13 protein-coding genes are annotated in these 13,583 nt (G+C 40.5%); 3 read left to right on the top strand and 10 right to left on the bottom strand.

Features of this window, described 5'->3' with window-relative positions; all coding sequences use genetic code 11:
* Positions 1–52: 52 nt before the first annotated feature.
* Positions 53–1,525 carry an IMP dehydrogenase gene (gene guaB, locus G529_RS0109880; protein ID WP_026915372.1) on the bottom strand — a complete coding sequence of 491 codons (1,473 nt, stop codon included), beginning with the start codon at positions 1,523–1,525 and terminating at the stop codon, positions 53–55.
* Positions 1,526–1,725: 200 nt separating this feature from the next.
* Here guaB and G529_RS15740 point away from each other — a divergent pair, with 200 nt between their 5' ends.
* Positions 1,726–1,968, top strand: a complete 243-nt coding sequence (locus tag G529_RS15740) for a hypothetical protein (RefSeq protein ID WP_035695904.1) — start codon at positions 1,726–1,728, stop codon at positions 1,966–1,968.
* A gap of 1 nt (position 1,969) precedes the next feature.
* On the opposite strand, the gene G529_RS0109870 is transcribed toward G529_RS15740, so the two are convergent.
* The 7 genes from G529_RS0109870 to G529_RS0109840 form a co-directional block, all read right to left on the bottom strand.
* Positions 1,970–4,402, bottom strand: coding sequence for a TonB-dependent receptor domain-containing protein (locus G529_RS0109870; RefSeq protein WP_026915371.1), 2,433 nt, complete (start codon positions 4,400–4,402; stop codon positions 1,970–1,972).
* Positions 4,383–5,747, bottom strand: a complete 1,365-nt coding sequence (locus tag G529_RS0109865; RefSeq protein ID WP_026915370.1) for an HTTM domain-containing protein — start codon at positions 5,745–5,747, stop codon at positions 4,383–4,385. Before G529_RS0109865 ends, G529_RS0109870 begins: the two co-directional genes overlap by 20 nt.
* A 7-nt stretch (positions 5,748–5,754) precedes the next feature.
* Positions 5,755–6,873 carry an imelysin family protein gene (locus tag G529_RS0109860; protein ID WP_026915369.1) on the bottom strand — a complete coding sequence of 373 codons (1,119 nt, stop codon included), beginning with the start codon at positions 6,871–6,873 and terminating at the stop codon, positions 5,755–5,757.
* Positions 6,874–6,916: 43 nt separating this feature from the next.
* Positions 6,917–8,128, bottom strand: a complete 1,212-nt coding sequence (locus tag G529_RS0109855) for a DUF4856 domain-containing protein (protein WP_026915368.1) — start codon at positions 8,126–8,128, stop codon at positions 6,917–6,919.
* A gap of 134 nt (positions 8,129–8,262) precedes the next feature.
* Complete coding sequence (locus tag G529_RS0109850; protein WP_026915367.1) at positions 8,263–9,126, bottom strand: hydroxymethylglutaryl-CoA lyase; 864 nt, start codon at positions 9,124–9,126, stop codon at positions 8,263–8,265.
* A gap of 105 nt (positions 9,127–9,231) precedes the next feature.
* Positions 9,232–9,846, bottom strand: a complete 615-nt coding sequence (locus tag G529_RS0109845) for a LysE family translocator (protein WP_026915366.1) — start codon at positions 9,844–9,846, stop codon at positions 9,232–9,234.
* 5 nt (positions 9,847–9,851) lie between these two features.
* The gene (locus tag G529_RS0109840) at positions 9,852–10,874 is read right to left on the bottom strand and encodes a quinone-dependent dihydroorotate dehydrogenase (protein ID WP_026915365.1); all 1,023 of its coding nucleotides are present in this window, start codon (positions 10,872–10,874) and stop codon (positions 9,852–9,854) included.
* 110 nt (positions 10,875–10,984) lie between these two features.
* Here G529_RS0109840 and pepT point away from each other — a divergent pair, with 110 nt between their 5' ends.
* Together pepT and G529_RS0109830 are read left to right on the top strand one after the other, a co-directional pair.
* Complete coding sequence (gene pepT / locus G529_RS0109835; RefSeq protein ID WP_026915364.1) at positions 10,985–12,226, top strand: peptidase T; 1,242 nt, start codon at positions 10,985–10,987, stop codon at positions 12,224–12,226.
* Positions 12,227–12,551: 325 nt separating this feature from the next.
* A complete protein-coding gene (locus G529_RS0109830; RefSeq protein WP_026915363.1) occupies positions 12,552–12,755 on the top strand; it encodes a hypothetical protein in 204 nt (67 codons plus the stop codon).
* A gap of 47 nt (positions 12,756–12,802) precedes the next feature.
* Here the strand turns inward: G529_RS0109830 and yajC are convergent, their stop codons facing one another.
* Both yajC and G529_RS0109820 read right to left on the bottom strand, forming a co-directional pair.
* Complete coding sequence (yajC, locus tag G529_RS0109825; RefSeq protein ID WP_026915362.1) at positions 12,803–13,096, bottom strand: preprotein translocase subunit YajC; 294 nt, start codon at positions 13,094–13,096, stop codon at positions 12,803–12,805.
* Positions 13,097–13,104: 8 nt separating this feature from the next.
* Positions 13,105–13,569 (bottom strand): DUF1573 domain-containing protein, encoded by a 465-nt coding sequence (locus tag G529_RS0109820; protein ID WP_026915361.1) that lies wholly within the window; start codon positions 13,567–13,569, stop codon positions 13,105–13,107.
* Positions 13,570–13,583: the final 14 nt, after the last annotated feature.

The following is a 13,583-nucleotide window of genomic DNA, read 5'->3' as shown; positions in this document are numbered from 1 at the left end:
CGAAAAAACCCTGCAAATTTGCAGGGTTTTTTATTTTATTTGTTCTCGAAAATTATCTACTATAGTTTGGAGATTCTTTGGTAATGGTGACATCATGTGGGTGACTTTCATGAACTCCGGCAGCTGTTATTCTAACAAACTTCCCGGTTTCTTTAAGAGTTTCCACATCGCCGGCACCACAATAACCCATTCCTGCTTTCAAACCACCAATGAACTGGTGAATACTTTCTTCCAGGTCTCCTTTATAAGGTACTCTTCCAACAATTCCTTCAGGTACCAGTTTTTTAATATCATCTTCCACATCCTGGAAGTAGCGGTCTTTGGATCCTTTTTGCATGGCCTCCACAGACCCCATTCCACGGTAAGATTTAAATTTTCTTCCTTCATAAATGATCGTCTCTCCCGGCGACTCCTTCGTACCTGCCAGCAACGAACCAAGCATCACACAATCTGCACCAGCTGCGATCGCTTTTGGAATATCTCCGGTATAACGAATTCCACCATCGGCAATCACTGGCACGCCGGAACCTTTAATTGCTGCTGCAACCTCCAGTACTGCTGAAAATTGTGGAAACCCAACACCAGCTACAACTCGCGTTGTACAAATGGAACCTGGTCCAATACCAACTTTCACGGCATCTGCACCGGCCTCTACCAGGTATTTGGCAGCTTCCCCGGTAGCGATATTTCCAACAACTACATCAAGGTCTGGAAACTTTTTCTTTACTTCCTTTAAAACCTGTACCACTCCTTTGGTATGACCATGGGCAGTATCGATGATGATCGCGTCCACACCGGCATTTACCAATGCTTCAGCGCGGTCTACGGCATCACCGGTAACTCCTACAGCCGCTGCAACACGCAGTCTTCCGTAGGTATCTTTATTAGCCATCGGCTTCTGGGTTAGCTTGGTAATATCACGAAATGTGATCAAACCAACCAGCTTGTCCTCAGCATTTACTACCGGTAATTTTTCAATTTTGTTTTCCTGTAAAATCACTTCGGCATCCTCAAGAGAAGTCCCTTCAGAAACCGTTACCAGATTTTCGGAGGTCATTACTTCCTCTAAAGGTCTGGCAAGATTTTTTTCAAATCTCAGATCACGGTTGGTCATAATACCAATGAGTTTCCCGGCATCATCTACGATTGGAATCCCTCCAATACTATGCTCTTTCATGGAATCCTTTGCATCTCCAACTTTGGCTGTAATAGGCAAAGTAACAGGATCTATGATCATCCCGCTTTCTGCACGCTTCACCTTTCTAACCTTCAGGGCCTGCTGCTCGATCGTCATGTTTTTATGAAGTACGCCAATCCCACCTTCCCTGGCCATGGCAATCGCCATTCTGGATTCGGTTACGGTATCCATCGCTGCGGAAACGATAGGAACGTTAATTGGAATATTGCGTGTAAATTTGGACTGAATACTTACTTCTCTTGGGAGAACTTCAGAATATGCCGGTACTAAAAGTACATCGTCATAAGTTAAGCCGTCACCTAGAATTTTGGAATCGTGTGCGATCATTGCAATTAGAGATTTAATTGCATGCAAAGATAAGGTTTATAAGTGAGAATCAATGAAGTATTCAGAATAACAAAATATAAATCTACAGGATCAAGTAACTTTCATCGAGAATTAAGAAATGTCTTAATTAAATGGTCTACAGGTATTTAAATTCATTCTTAATGAATTGCTCGCTATCTTTAGTTTAAAATGAATCGATTATGAGTATTAGATTAGGAAACAGCTGCACCAATTGCGACAATTTTCAGAATAATTTTTGTACTAAACATGAGACCGCGGTCAATGTTCAGCATACCTGCGACAGTTTTGAAATGAAAGCCGCTATCAAAAATGAGAAGAATTGCCTTAACTGTGCAAGATATGAAAGTCCAACCTGTGCAAATCCTCAAAAAGCAGCGCCAGGAATGTTATGTAGCCACTGGGCACCACAAGCTACTGCGTGATCTATAATTTAATCTGTAAAGTTGAATACCAGGTAAGCGGTTGAGCGGGAATGATTCCTGGCCCGGGATATCCGGTAGCTCGACGAGTAAAGTAACTATTATCCAAAAGATTGTTGATCCCGGCTTCCAGCTTAAATTTGCCAAGTGTATAGCTGGCCGATACATCCATGATTCCATAAGATGGAATGGAACCTCGAATTCCATTGATCCTGTCATCTACATCTTGCGGAGCATTCGTAGCGTCTGAGAACTGTTCAGATAAATAGGTGTATTGTAGACCTGCGAGGAAGTTTTTATAACCAAAATTAAGACCGGTTTTCAGGTTTACCTTCGGAATAAATTCGACATCATTGCCTTCTACGTTAATTTCATTGGAATTGACATACTCAGAACTGGTAAAAGCTGCATTCACAAAATAGTTGAGCTTGTGATCTTCAGAAGTTTTAAAGAAAGTATTCTTTAAATCCCAGTCTGCAAAGGTTTCCAGACCATAGATAAAAGCATCACCAATATTGGATTTGTAACGATAATAATCTGTAGCTGTAGCCACATCCACAACCCCTATCCTGTCATTATATTTTAATCCAAAAATACTAACATCGTAAGAAACCTTTTCGGCCAGTCTACCGCGCACACCAATATCGGCAGTGAAACCTTCTTCATCGGTAATTTCAGGATCTATGACCAGATTGGGATTTACAACCCTAATGTCATTAAAGGTAACAGACCTGTAATTCTGGGAAATATTGGCGTAAAGTTCGTTTTTGGGATTCAGACTGTAACTGGATCCTACTCCAAGTAAAACAAAAGAACGCTCGAAATCACGACTATCTTCTATAGTTTCATTTTGAAGTGGATTTCCTGCCAGATCCAGAATGATATTTTTGTAAGACCCTTCAGAAGCCGTGTTGATATATTCAAATCTAAAGCCGGGTGTCACCGATAATCTTTCAGAAACATTAAAAATATTCTCTCCAAAAATTGCAAGGTTCTTATTAGGGAAGTTAAACTCAGCCTGTCTGGCGTAATCTGGATAGGTAGCATTTGCAAATGAGAAATCTGGACCGGTCGCGGTAGAACCAGGTCCTTGTCTCTGGTCATTGCTGGCGTCATAATACTTTGCACCAATTAGAAAAACCGACTGGTCATTCAGCAGGTCGTACCTGGTTAATAACCTGGTTTCGATTCCCCAGTTCGAAAAATTGTCTACCAGCAATTCTCTTGGAGCATCCAGATCATCTACCTGGGAAACTCTATCTACTCTAAATCCCAGTGCTTTTCTTGTCGCATCCAGCCCAAAAAAATTAACACTTACATCTGTCCTGTCTGTAAGCTCATGTTGCAGTTTGAAGGCATAAAGATTCCAGTTCACATCAAACCAGTTCCTTTCACGATTGCTGAAATCCGGATCTTCATAGAATTGAAAATCTGAAAGTCCGCCCGGTTGTTGTGCCAGGTAATCCAGGTAAGTATACTCAAAACTGATATTGGTACGATCACTAAGCTGGTAACCTAAATAAGCGAACACATTCCTGGAATCGTAGCCAGAATTAGGCCGGAAACCTTCGCCACCCTTATAATGAAAATAAGTATAGTAACTTAATTTTCCCACAGTCCCACTAAGGCTGTTGAAACTGGTAAAAAGGTTATATGAACCAACACTCTGCCTGGAAATCAGTTCTATTTTCTTATCCTTTACAGCTTCCTTGAATTTGAAATTGATCATTCCACCAAACTGGGTTCCATACTGCAAAGAAGCAGCACCACGAACCACCTGGATCTCCTTCAGCGCTTCTGCGGGAGGTGTATAGTAGCTTTCCGGATACCCCAGAACATCAGCAGAAATATCATAACCGTTCTGCCTGGTATTAAAATTCTGGGTTCGGTTGGGATCGAGTCCACGACCTCCAATGTTTAACTGTAAACCGGCATCGCCATTATCATAAATATTAAGTCCTACCACCTGGTTATAGATCTGCCTGGCGTTATTTGTCGCCAGGTTTCCTAAGGTCTTATCGAGCAGTACTACTTCACTTTTCTTACCCGCGTAGATAGCAGTTCCTTCCACCTTACGTAGTTTTCTTAGCGCAAAGATCTGTTCCCTGCGGTTGGTGATCATGACTTCACTAAGATTGTTGGCAAGTTTTCCCAGCTGAAAATTAAGTTGGGTATCTTTCTCAACCAGAACCGTCTTTTCTGAAATGGCATATTCAAAACTGAAAACCGCGAATTCATATTCACCTTCCTGCAGATTCTCTATGCTGAAGACACCATTTTCATTGGTAAGTACCATTTCTGAAACTGTCTTGTTCCAAACCTCAGCATTAGCAATAGGTGAACCGTCTTCCACTGAAGTAACCGTTCCACTAACCGTGAATTGGGCCTGAGCCAGTGAAGTAAACAAAAATATGAGACTAAAGACCTTTAATTTCATCCTGGAATGGTAATATGATTTCTTTGTGTTCAAACGAGTCGGCAAAATTAAGCAAATTTACATCAGGATCGATGTAAGGCGCACTCTTTCTGCCATTCAGCGCCACGTAGTTCTCTACGTAAATCTCTATATTTTGATGACCATCCTTTCTGAAATGTTCTTCAAGAAATTTCGCGTATTGCAGTATAAAATCTGGCTGAAAAGACATTTGCTTCTCCTGAAAAGGGGTAAGAAAATCTGAATTATTGACGTAAAAACGATTTCCAGTCTTTCCATCTACGACTTTAAACTGCGCGTAGCCAGCTTTCTCCATAAGCATCACCCTCCAGCTGAATCTAAAACCTTCTTCAGTCCAGAATAATTCTCCCGGGTAGGCGAGATATCTCCAGGGTAATAAAAGCTGTATGGCAAAGAATAGAACTACTACAGTTCTCACGATCCTGCCGGTAACATCTGGAAACTGGTATACTTCAGAAGTATCAAATCTCGATTTATCGAATTTAAATAGTTCAGCAATAAAATTGAGAATTCTGTGATGTTGCTTTGCACTAAAAAATATCAAAGCGCTTACGATCATAATGTAAGGGAACATTCCGATAGGGAAAAGAACACGCGTGAGTACATGAAAAATGATCACCATGATAAAAGCAGCAAATCGTGTACGACGCCATAGCAATAGAAAGGGAATAAAAAGATCGTACAACATCCCGCTCCAGCTAAAGGCGTAATGCAGCCATTCCTGTTGCATAAGATCTCCCAGTCCTGGAAGATCGTATTTGGAGGGTAGCCAGATCTTTAAAGGCATCGCCCTTAATAGCCAATCTGAATTTAGCTTTGCGAGTCCCGCATAGAAATATACGATCGCTAAAAGCAGTTTGATAGAGTCCACGCACCAGGCTGGTACTTTTTGAAATGATTTGCCCTTATCTCTCCAGGCGTCAATAGAAAAATAGACATTGGCTGGTAGAAAGATCATCAGAAAGCTAAGGATACTGATAAAATAATAGTGATTCAGGTAAGTTGTCTTGTCCAGAAGCTCGATATAAGTGAAACTCAGGAAAAACAGTATTATAGAAAGTCTATATTTAAAACCCGCTGCGACGGCCAGGGCAGAAAGTCCGCAAATGACAAATATCAGATAGGTATACTCGCCTATGGGTTGCACCCATTCGAAACCATAGTAGGAGAAGAAAAACTTGGGAGCGATGTATAGTTTCTCGATCCAGCCATTTGCCCAGAAGCGCGCAATACTGGCAAACATCATTAAACCAAAAAATAAACGAAAAGCCGCCAAAGGGGCAGCTTCCGTATACTTTTTTAGATATTTATTTGCAGAAAAAGGCATTCAGATACTAATCTCCATCTGAATCTACATAATCCACACTTATAGAAAGAGCCTGCATCATGTCAACTTTTAGAAGAATCACAGCCTTCTGCAATTCATCATAAGCTTCGAGCATTTTAGTATTGTCCTTTTCTACCTGTGATTTCAGATTCGTTTCCAGAGATGAACTTTGAGATTGAATGGCATCTAACTGGTTCTCAATTAAACCAGCAAGATCTGCTCCATCCTTAATACTATCCAGGTACTCAAGATACTGTTTGTAGCTGCTTCCGGTTCCATTTCCGGAGAAATGTCTTCCATAGAAAAAGTCTTCAAAGCTCTGTACCGCTTCCAGGTAAAGTTCTCTGGAAATTTCGGCGTTAAAACGCGCTTCAACATTTGAAGGAGACGCTGTCCCTGTAAATGCACCCGCCGGGAATCCTATCTTTCCAGATCTAAGAATCTTCTCGAAGTACATTACATAATCATTTGTGAATTTATCCACAGAACCTGTACTCGATGACGAAGTATTGCTTACAAAAGTATCTCTGTAATCCCCGTTCCAGGAATTTGAAACTTCAGCAGTAAGAGAATTCATTCTTAAGGCAACAGCATTTAAGTAAGAACGGTAATTCTCATTAGAACTATATAAAGCCACAGTTTCTTCCGAAGTTCCCATACCGAATAAAAGGTAATCTAAAGCTGGCAGTCCCTGTTCAGCAAAACTGGATGGTAATTCCAGATTAAAAGAACCAGAGCTTATTTTAGAATCGATATTTGAGGTATTGGCCGGATAGGTATTTAAATAGCTTCGATAATTAATTTCCTCCGCCTTTCCAACCTGGAACATTGAAACCGACTGGAAACTCTTATACGCATCTACGTAAGCCTCACGAAGTTGCTGAAATCCTGCAGCATCTGGAGCTGCTGTAAAAGCCGTTGCTGCCGTTTCCACATTCTGAGTCTTAGCGGCCATGTTATTGTAAGCTGGAACGATGATATTATCTGCCCAGTTTATAAGCATGGCGCCACGATCAAAAGAATCTGTTCCACCGGTTTCCCCACCTGTCTCCGTGCCGTCATCTTCTGAAGAACATGCCGCGAAGATCAATGCAAATACAATGAATAGTCTTGAAAATTTAATCATATCGTTTAATTGAAAAACCGGAGCACAAGACTCCGGTAAATTATTATTCTGCAGCTTCAGCTACACTAAAATCAAATTCTGCAGCGATCTTTTCTGAAATACTGTCCAGAGTATCAGGACTTACCTCCCAGAAACCATTCCCGCTTAATAACTGATCTTTAAAATTGTTGATATCAGACACACTTACATAAGGCATGTTGGTCATTGGATCATTGGTAAATCTTAGACTGTATAAGAATCCATAACCTTCAGACAGCGCATGGAATGCTGCACCAAACTCACCATTTGCAAGAAGGTTCTTACCATCCTGCAGGTAGTACACCGCTCTTACCGCGATCGTCTTAGAAATATTTTCACGAATAATCGCGACTTGCTCATCACGTACTATGTAATCTCCTGCAACGATTGCTGCTCTACCGGTTTTAAAAGCCTCGAAAGTTTCTTCGGCGATGCCAGCAAAATCTTCATCTTCATCCACCTGTCCCAGATAATTAAATAAAAGAGAATCATCACTCTCATTAAGGACAGCATTTGGATTGGAAGCAGGAATTGAAGGATCACCATACAGGTAACCATAAGCTTCATCCCATTTATGCTCCATCGTGGTGTAATTCTTACCTTCCTCAGGAAGCTCATCATCGTTGTTCAATCTATTATCGGCTTCGTCAAGAACTGGCTGAGACAGGTAATTGTTGAGAATTTGATCTACCAGAAGACCACCAATAAGAGACTTGGCAAACGCCTGATTCAATTCCAGACCTTTTCCATTCACGTATCTTACACGGGTTCCCTGTGCGATCTGTCCTGCCTGACCTGCTTCTGCCAGCATGTCTTTATTCGCTTTCACCGTTGTCATTTGCTCGGTGATCCAGGAATCAAAATCGGCTTTGATCTCACTAGCTTCTACATTATTGGTAGAAAAATACAGGTTTGAAGCTGCTACTTTGGATTTGATACTTTTACTGGAAGCATTAAGATCTTCATTGGCGAAAGGTGAATTCTCATTGGCAAACATATTCAACAACATTTCTTCTGAAGCGTTGTCAAAATCTGTAAAGTTTGAAAGGATTTCCGCAGACATCTGTAACCTGGTAGTCTGGCCTTCAAAATTAACGGTAGAAGCTCCGTTTCTTGTAAATTCATAAGAAACTGGGACTTCAATATTTTTTTCATTCAGTATATCGGTGTCATCATCAGATGAACAAGAGCTTAAAGTAAGGGCTGCAACAAAGGCTGAAACGAACAGCTTTTTCATATAGTTTTATTTAGACTGGTTTAAAATAACTAATTCCAGCGCAAATATAATATGAGCTTATAATTACCGCAAATTTATTTAGATTAATTTTAAATAGGTTTTTTAGATACCTGTATTCATTTCAATAAACGCTATTAATGATAGGCGTTGAAGATTTTAGAAGCCTCATTATAGGATGACTCAAAACTGGTCATTTTGATGTTGCTATCTGCTTTCGCAGCATTAAAATAGGACAGCATTTTTTCTGATGGCATGTTCCCGGTTAGTTCATCTTTAGCCATAGGGCACCCGCCAAATCCCTGGATCGCGCCATCAAATCTTCTGCATCCCGCTTTGTACGCTGCATCGATCTTTTCGTGCCACTTTGAAGGAGTCGTATGCAGATGCGCACCAAATTCTACCTCAGGGTATCTGGGAATTAGGTTTGAAAACAAATATTCAATGATATCTGGCGAAGAAGTTCCAACGGTATCTGATAGACTTAGAATCTTCACTCCCATTCCCGCCAGTTTTTCTGTCCATTCACCCACGATCTCAACATTCCACGGATCTCCATAAGGATTGCCAAATCCCATGCTCAGGTAAGCAACCACTTCCTTATTTGAACCATTGGCAATGTCCAGGATCTCCTGCAATACCTCTACAGATTCTGCAATGGTTTTGTGGGTATTCCGCATTTGAAAATTTTCAGAAATTGAGAAAGGGTAACCTAAGTAATCTATTTCCTCAAAAACAGAGGCATCCTGAGCTCCGCGTGTATTGGCCACGATGGCAAGTAATTTGGATTGGGTTTTTGAAAGATCTAATCTGGAAAGCAGATCTGCCGTATCCTTCATTTGCGGAATGGCTTTCGGGGAAACGAAACTTCCAAAGTCGATCGTATCGAATCCGCACCTTAAAAGTGACTGTATATACTGTGCCTTTTTTTCTGTAGGTATAAATTCTTTGATTCCCTGCATCGCATCGCGGGGACATTCAATTAGTTTCACTTGAGCCATATGGTCAAAGATAGTGTTTTACAGAAAATTTAAAAAGAATAAGATTTTATTGATAATCTGAAATTTCAGAATCAACTATTCCCATTGTAGCTAAGAATTCCACAATTAGATAAGAATAAGAATCGCTATCAGAATAAAAATAACCACTTGTAACCATTTCAGAAATATTCCGGAAGAAGGATACGATCTTACCCAGCCGGAGATTTTGTTCGCTGCAAATGCCACCAGACAGAAGATGATGAGTGCCTGCAGCATGAATACAAAACCAAGAATATAAAATTGCCAAACGGTATTACCATCGGGTTCCCATAAAAAACCAGGGAAAAATGCCAGGAAAAAGATGCCCACTTTTGGATTCAGGACATTCATGATGAATCCCTGCTGAAACATTGACAACAGACTTTTATGTTTAATTCCTTCCGAAGAAAAAGCAATTTCCGGATTAGACCGATATACCTGGAACGCGAGATATAATAAGTAGATCGCGCCCAGTACTTTGATGATTAGAAATGTAATATCAGATTGCCGAATGATCGCAGAAACTCCAAAAGCGACCAGGCTGGTATGAACAATAATTCCCGAAACGAGTCCGCATGCTGTCGCTATTCCCTGCTTGGCTCCGTAAGCGATCGATCTCACCAGCACATAAATGATATCTGGTCCTGGAGAAAAGGTAAGCAGTATACTGGCGGTGAGAAATGGGATTAGTTGTTCGATCATCTAGACTACAAGTCTTTTTCAAGAATCTTCTTATTGATATCTTTGATCAATTGAGGGCCTTCATAGATAAACCCAGTGTATAATTGCACCAGGCTCGCTCCTGCTTCCAGTTTTTCCACGGCATCTTCAGCTGAATGAATTCCGCCAACTCCGATTATCGGGAAAGATCGATTGCTTTTTTCTGAAAGAAAACGTATTACTTCTGTAGCCCGTTTAGTGAGAGGTTTTCCACTAAGACCGCCCATTTCGTTTTTGTTCTCAGACTTCAGTCCGTCCCGCGATATGGTAGTGTTGGTGGCGATCACCCCGGCGATTTTGGTTTCCTGAACGATCTCAATAATATCCAAAAGTTGTTCGTCTGTAAGATCTGGTGCAATCTTCAATAAGATAGGCTTCGGCTTTTTCTTTAATTCATTTTTCTGCTGAAGCGTATTCAGTAGTAATTTTAATGGTTCTTTATCCTGAAGTTCTCTTAGGTTTGGTGTATTTGGAGAGCTCACATTCACAACGAAATAATCTACATAAGAATAAAGCGCTTCAAAGGAATAGCTATAGTCATCTACCGCTTTTTCATTAGGCGTGACCTTGTTCTTACCAATATTACCCCCAATAAGAACACTGGAATTTTCCTTTAACCTGGAAACCATCTGCTCCACCCCTTCATTATTGAAACCCATACGATTTATGATGGCTGAATCTTCAGGCAATCGAAATAACCTGGTTTTTTCATTTCCCGGCTGTGGTTTTGGAGTAACCGTTCCCACCTCTACAAAACCAAATCCCAATGCTGAAAGTTCTTTATAGAGTTTTGCATCTTTATCAAAACCTGCCGCCAGTCCTACCGGGTTCTTAAATTTCAGACCAAAGACCTCTCGCTCCAAACGCGAATCTGAAACATTGAATCTGGATCTTAGAAAAGCCAATGCCCCGGGGATCTTGCAAAACTTCCGAAGAAAATTAAAGGTGAAATAATGAATTTGCTCAGGATCGTACTTAAAAAGCGCTGGTCTTATGAGTGACTTATACATCTAGGTAGGTTTGTGCAAAAATAACAGGAATTCGGTAATTTCTATATGAAAACTTAAAAGGTTTTGGCACGCTGGGCTATATATGTACTTTTGAACAAAAGCTATACTTCATGACCAATAAAGAGCAAATTATCGACAGATTTTTAAGCTACGTACGAATTGATACTCAGAGTGATCCAGAAAGTAATTCTACACCCAGCACCATGAAACAATGGGACCTGGCAAATAAACTTGTGGATGAGTTAAAGGCTATTGGAATGCAGGAAGTAAGCATAGATGAACACGCCTATGTCATGGCTACTTTACCTTCCAATGTAGCGCACAAAGCACCGGTAATAGGTTTTGTCTCGCATTTTGATACCACTCCAGATTTCTCAGGAACTAATGTGAATCCTCAGATTATTGAAAATTATAATGGGAAGGACATCATTCTGAATAAAGAGAAAGATATCATCCTTTCTCCGGAATATTTTGATGACCTGCTTCAGTATAAAGGGCAGACCATTATCACCACAGATGGCACTACCCTGTTGGGCGCAGATGATAAGGCAGGAATCACTGAAATCATGACCGCAATGGAATACCTGGTTAATCATCCTGAAATCGCACATGGCGAAATAAGAGTCTGCTTTACTCCAGACGAAGAAATTGGTCGGGGTGCTCATAAATTTGATGTGGAGAAATTTGGTGCAGAATGGGCTTATACGATGGACGGCAGCCAGATTGGAGAATTGGAATACGAGAACTTTAATGCGGCAAGAGCAGTGGTAAGAATTGAAGGAAAGAGCGTACATCCTGGTTATGCAAAAGACAAAATGATAAATAGCATGTACATCGCTCAGGACTTTATTAATTCCCTGCCAAGACTGGAAACTCCCGAGCATACCGAAGGCCGTCAGGGTTTCTTTCATCTAAGTAGTATTCACGGAGATGTTGAGCAAACGGTTCTGGAATATATCATCAGAGATCATGATATGGGACATTTCCAGGCACGTAAGGAAATGATGCAGGATCTTGCCAATGAGATTTGTTCGCAATATGAACGGGATTGTATCAATGTGGAGATTAAGGATCAATATCGGAACATGCGGGAAAAAGTTGAACCTGTGATGCATATCGTAGAACTGGCCCGTGATGCGATGGAAGCAGTGGATATCGAACCTATTATCAAACCAATTCGTGGAGGAACAGATGGAGCGCAACTTAGTTTTATGGGACTTCCCTGTCCCAATATCTTTGCTGGCGGACACAATTTCCACGGAAAATATGAATATGTTCCGGTAGAGAGCATGCAAAAAGCTACGGAAGTGATCGTAAAACTTGCTGAACTAACTGCTAAGAAATACGAATAGAAGATTTAAGTTAGATTCTTCTACGGAACAATTTGGTCTGCTGCACGTCGAATTAGCTATGCGACTCAGGCAAATTGCAGGCGTATTCGAACAAACTGAACTTACAGCCACCACCAAATGAGAAGCACGGGAATATAGCCTGGTGGCAAAAATATCATTGGTCTAGAAGCTTTTAAAAATCATGAAACCATCTGATTTTTCAGGACGTATTATTTAAGAAAAACACAGCACTACTGGTCAATGCTAAGGAAGACAAGACAAAAGTCCTGAAGAACCTTTAGCCAGCAGAAAGCGGGTTTGGAATTAAAAGTAAAATCAAAGTCGCTTGACATTACTGAATTATTTGAGCTATATTAAATGGCAATTAGTTGCTACAAAAAGCATTGATGAACTAAATGTTGGAAGACTAAAGGAATACGCTCAATTTCTTACTGAAGCTAAAAGAACAAATAACACGTTCAAACAGGTTAAAAAGCTCGAACCTCTAATATTACAGGGAAGAGGACTTAATGATCGCTATAGAAAATAAAAAAGCAGCTCAATGAGCTGCTTTTTCAATTATTAGGTATTCGAATATTACTTTTTCTCTGCAACTGGAGCGTTGAGTTTCTGACTCATTTCCATCGATATGGAAGAACGGTCAAAAGTGATCTTTCCGGCTCCGGTTTCAATAATAACCGAATTGTTCTTTTCGCTGAAGTCAACAATCTTACCGTGCATCCCACTTTTTGTGATCACGCGGTCTCCTTTCTTAAGTTCAGCGGCAAATGTTTTTTCCTGTTTTGCTTTCTTCATTTGTGGTCGTATCATAAAAAAATACACTACCACAAACATTAAAATTATCGGTGCAAACTGGGTTAATTGATCCATAAATGCTTTTAGCTAGCTGTTTCAGTTTCCGCAGCTTCTACAAAAGCTTTGATCTTTAATTGTTCTTTTCCAGCTTCAGTATTTGCAGATACTGTTACAGTTTTAGTGACCTGTCCATTACCAGAACCGTTAAATTTTACCAGCATCTCTCCAGATTCACCTGGTTTGATAGTTTCATTCTTAGGATAAGTTGGTACTGTACATCCACAAGAACTTGAAGCATTAGTAATTACTAAAGGAGCTTTTCCAGTATTAGTGAATTTAAATACGTGTTCAACATTCGTTCCCTTGGCAATATTTCCGAAATCAAATTCAGTCTCTTCGAAAGTGATTTCAGGATAAACTGTAGCCTGTGCATCACGCTCTGCTGAAGCTTCTACGTTCTCGGCCTTTACCTTATCTGAGGCATTGTCTTTACATCCGGTAAACAGCATAGCCCCTGCAGCTGCAAACATCAAAATTGTTCTTTTCATGACGAAGTTATTTT

It is taken from the genome of Christiangramia portivictoriae DSM 23547 (assembly GCF_000423045.1).
GTDB classification, from domain to species: domain Bacteria; phylum Bacteroidota; class Bacteroidia; order Flavobacteriales; family Flavobacteriaceae; genus Christiangramia; species Christiangramia portivictoriae.
The sequence above is the reverse complement of the archived record's forward strand: the minus strand, read 5'-3'. Positions and strand labels throughout refer to the sequence as shown.

Coding starts and splice junctions, on each gene's coding strand:
- G529_RS0109820 (WP_026915361.1), bottom strand. CDS start 13,569: ATGAAAAGAACAATTTTGATGTTTGCAGCTGCAGGGGCTATGCTGTTT.
- guaB (WP_026915372.1), bottom strand. CDS start 1,525: ATGATCGCACACGATTCCAAAATTCTAGGTGACGGCTTAACTTATGAC.
- yajC (WP_026915362.1), bottom strand. CDS start 13,096: ATGGATCAATTAACCCAGTTTGCACCGATAATTTTAATGTTTGTGGTA.
- G529_RS0109855 (WP_026915368.1), bottom strand. CDS start 8,128: ATGAAAAAGCTGTTCGTTTCAGCCTTTGTTGCAGCCCTTACTTTAAGC.
- G529_RS0109865 (WP_026915370.1), bottom strand. CDS start 5,747: ATGCCTTTTTCTGCAAATAAATATCTAAAAAAGTATACGGAAGCTGCC.
- G529_RS0109860 (WP_026915369.1), bottom strand. CDS start 6,873: ATGATTAAATTTTCAAGACTATTCATTGTATTTGCATTGATCTTCGCG.
- G529_RS0109845 (WP_026915366.1), bottom strand. CDS start 9,846: ATGATCGAACAACTAATCCCATTTCTCACCGCCAGTATACTGCTTACC.
- G529_RS0109870 (WP_026915371.1), bottom strand. CDS start 4,402: ATGAAATTAAAGGTCTTTAGTCTCATATTTTTGTTTACTTCACTGGCT.
- G529_RS0109850 (WP_026915367.1), bottom strand. CDS start 9,126: ATGGCTCAAGTGAAACTAATTGAATGTCCCCGCGATGCGATGCAGGGA.
- pepT (WP_026915364.1), top strand. CDS start 10,985: ATGACCAATAAAGAGCAAATTATCGACAGATTTTTAAGCTACGTACGA.
- G529_RS0109840 (WP_026915365.1), bottom strand. CDS start 10,874: ATGTATAAGTCACTCATAAGACCAGCGCTTTTTAAGTACGATCCTGAG.
- G529_RS15740 (WP_035695904.1), top strand. CDS start 1,726: ATGAGTATTAGATTAGGAAACAGCTGCACCAATTGCGACAATTTTCAG.